The sequence below is a fragment of the Delftia sp. ZNC0008 genome, assembly GCF_000799035.1.
GTDB lineage: Bacteria > Pseudomonadota > Gammaproteobacteria > Burkholderiales > Burkholderiaceae_C > Comamonas > Comamonas tsuruhatensis.
In genome coordinates this window covers 1-2,752 of sequence record NZ_JTKZ01000962.1, presented here as the reverse complement: position 1 = coordinate 2,752, position 2,752 = coordinate 1, and the positions used below count along the sequence as shown (strand labels likewise).

The following is a 2,752-nucleotide window of genomic DNA, read 5'->3' as shown; positions in this document are numbered from 1 at the left end:
GCTCAGCGGTAGAGCACTGCCTTCACACGGCAGGGGTCACATGTTCGATCCATGTATCACCCACCATTCAAGCCCTCCTGAAACTTGTTCAGGAGGGCTTTTCCGTTTTGGTTGCTCCCATTTGTTCCAGGTCCTGGATATTCCAGTGCAGCCCGGTGATCTGCGGCGTATTCGTATCTGGCGCGGTCTGATAATCAGTGGCTGAACGACGAAAGGGCAGGCAGGATGAGCGAGCAGGTCGATTGCGTGGTGGTGGGGGCGGGCGTCGTGGGGCTGGCCGTGGCCAGGGCCCTGGCGTTGCAGGGCAGGGAAGTCATGGTGCTGGAGGCAGCTGAAGCCATTGGTACGGGCACCAGTTCGCGCAACAGCGAGGTCATCCATGCCGGCATCTACTATCCCCAGGGTTCGCTGAAGGCCCGGTTTTGCGTCGAAGGCCGCCAGCGTCTCTATGCCTATTGCGAGGAACGCGGCGTTGCCCACCAGCGCTGCGGCAAGCTCATCGTGGCAACGGATGAGGCGCAGCGCGGCCAGCTCCAGGCCATTGCGCGCAAGGCCGAGGCCAATGGCGTCAATGATCTGCGCTGGCTGGATGGCCCCGAGGCACGGGCCTTGGAGCCTGCGCTGCAGTGTGTGGCGGCACTGCATTCGCCCAGCACCGGCATCATCGACAGCCACGGCCTGATGCTGGCTCTGCAGGGCGATCTCGAAAACGCAGGCGGCATGGTGGTCTGCCATGCCGAGGTGCAGGAGGCCGCCGCCACGTCTGGCGGCGTGTGGCTGCGCACCGCCGACGGCACGCAGCTGCAGGCGCGTAGCCTGGTCAATGCGGCAGGCCTGAATGCCCCGTTGCTGGCGGCGCGCCTGCAAGGCTTTCCGCAGCAGTTGGTTCCACGCGCCTTCTATGCCAAGGGCAACTATTTCACACTGTCCGGGCGCGCGCCGTTCTCGCGCCTCATCTATCCCGTGCCCGAGGCTGCAGGTCTGGGCGTTCATCTCACGCTGGACATGGGTGGACAGGCCAAGTTCGGCCCCGATGTGCAGTGGGTGGAAAGCGCAAGCGATCTGCAGGTCGATCCAGCGCGCGCCGACGCCTTCTATGCAGAGATCCGCCGGTACTGGCCGGCCCTGGCCGATGGCGCGCTGGTGCCCGGCTACGCTGGCATCCGTCCCAAGATCAGCGGTCCTGGCGAGGCGGCGGCAGACTTCACGATCCAGGGACCGCAGGTCCATGGCGTTGCGGGCGTGGTGCAGTTGCTGGGCATCGAATCGCCGGGTCTGACCAGCTGCCTGGCCATCGGCGCACATGTGGCGAAGCTGCTGGCCTGATGGTCTGCCGGTCCACGACACACGGCCACGGCAGGCCTTGTCTGACAAGGCTCAGGCCCCCTCGCTTCCCGGAAGCCAGGGAACAATTGGATAAGATGCTTGCATGTAACAAGGGCCTGCCCATGTTGCGTGACAGGTATCGGGCGACATGATTGCCTGCTCCCCGCTGTATTTGTTTTCACCTCAATAGAAAGGCTCATCATGACGAAGTCGATCACTGAAACCGTCTCCACCGCGCAAGCCGATCTTGAAAAACTGGTCAGCGACCTGCGTGGCCTGCTGTCTGCCAAGGAGCTGGATGCCGTGCCGGAAATCCACATGCTGCGCCAGCGCATCGATGACGGCATGTCCAATGTGCGTGACTCGGCTGTGCGCGCCGCGCAGGAAGCGGCCCGCCAAGCCAAGGATGCCGCCTATGCGGCGGATCGCTATGCCCACGACGAGCCGTGGCGTGTGGCTGGCGCGGCCCTGGCTGTGGGCGCCTTGCTGGGCTTCATGCTGGGCCGTCGCTGATCAACGGCATGCCTGACCAGAAAAGGATGCCTGTGAACTGGATTTCCCTTCTGGGTTTGGATGCCTGGGTGGCGCGCTGGCGTGCTGCCGTGATCGAGCTGGCCATTGCCGCCGAGGACCGTACCGACCTGGCTCGGCTTGAATGGGTCCAGCACAAGCGCAGCATGCAGACCGTGGTCGTGCTGCTGATTGCGCTGGCCGGACTCAGCGTCGTGGTCATGCTCATGCTGTCCGTGGCGGTGCTGGTGCAGTTCTGGGACACCGAGCACCGCGTGATGGTGGCTTGGCTGCTGTTTGGCGGCTGGCTGGCTATCCTTGCAATTGCCTTGTGGCAGTTGCTTGCGGCCGTACGACGCCTGGCACGCCCTTTCATCCTCACCCGCAACGAGCTGAGCCAGGACTGGCAGGCGCTGAAGAAGAGGCTGTAACCATGGTCAATGCTTCCAACGCTTCCCAATCCCGCGACGAGGTTGCGCCGCCCAGGCCCACGGGCCCCAATGCGGCGCTGTGGCTCACTTCCACCGTGGAGCAGCAGCAGGTGATGCAGCGCATTGCCCAGCAGCGCGAGCGCCTCAGGGCGCGCTCGGCGGCCGTGGCCCAGGCCCGGGCGCTGAGCCGTGCCGCCACACACGTGCGCCCGGATGCACCGCTGATCGAGCGCGTCGCAACGTTTGCGCGTCTGCACCCCGTGGCCGTGGGCGTGGCGGCTGCCGCTGCCTTGGTCATGGGGCCGCGCAAACTGATCCGCATCGGCACCACACTCATGCCTTTGCTGGCACGCCTTCAGCAGCGCAGGGGCTGAGATAAGGCCTTGCAAGGCTCCTTGCACAAAAAACGCCCGGCATGCTGAACTGCACCCCAAAAGTTGGACACCAGTCCAACCTATGGGGTGTTTTTCATGGCGAAGCACGAT

General features: G+C 64.4%; 4 protein-coding genes. All 4 read left to right on the top strand.

Features of this window, described 5'->3' with window-relative positions; all coding sequences use genetic code 11:
• The first annotated feature begins 225 nt into the window (after positions 1-225).
• Entirely contained in the window at positions 226-1,326 is a 1,101-nt protein-coding gene (locus tag L995_RS30915; protein ID WP_017405839.1) for an NAD(P)/FAD-dependent oxidoreductase, read from the top strand.
• Positions 1,327-1,527: 201 nt separating this feature from the next.
• Positions 1,528-1,839, top strand: coding sequence for a DUF883 domain-containing protein (locus L995_RS30910; protein ID WP_016447117.1), 312 nt, complete (start codon positions 1,528-1,530; stop codon positions 1,837-1,839).
• 8 nt (positions 1,840-1,847) lie between these two features.
• A complete protein-coding gene (locus tag L995_RS30905; protein ID WP_016447116.1) occupies positions 1,848-2,267 on the top strand; it encodes a phage holin family protein in 420 nt (139 codons plus the stop codon).
• Positions 2,268-2,269: 2 nt separating this feature from the next.
• Positions 2,270-2,641, top strand: coding sequence for a hypothetical protein (locus tag L995_RS30900; RefSeq protein WP_047475304.1), 372 nt, complete (start codon positions 2,270-2,272; stop codon positions 2,639-2,641).
• Positions 2,642-2,752 lie beyond the last annotated feature (111 nt).

Coding starts and splice junctions, on each gene's coding strand:
- L995_RS30915 (WP_017405839.1), top strand. CDS start 226: ATGAGCGAGCAGGTCGATTGCGTGGTGGTGGGGGCGGGCGTCGTGGGG.
- L995_RS30910 (WP_016447117.1), top strand. CDS start 1,528: ATGACGAAGTCGATCACTGAAACCGTCTCCACCGCGCAAGCCGATCTT.
- L995_RS30900 (WP_047475304.1), top strand. CDS start 2,270: ATGGTCAATGCTTCCAACGCTTCCCAATCCCGCGACGAGGTTGCGCCG.
- L995_RS30905 (WP_016447116.1), top strand. CDS start 1,848: ATGCCTGACCAGAAAAGGATGCCTGTGAACTGGATTTCCCTTCTGGGT.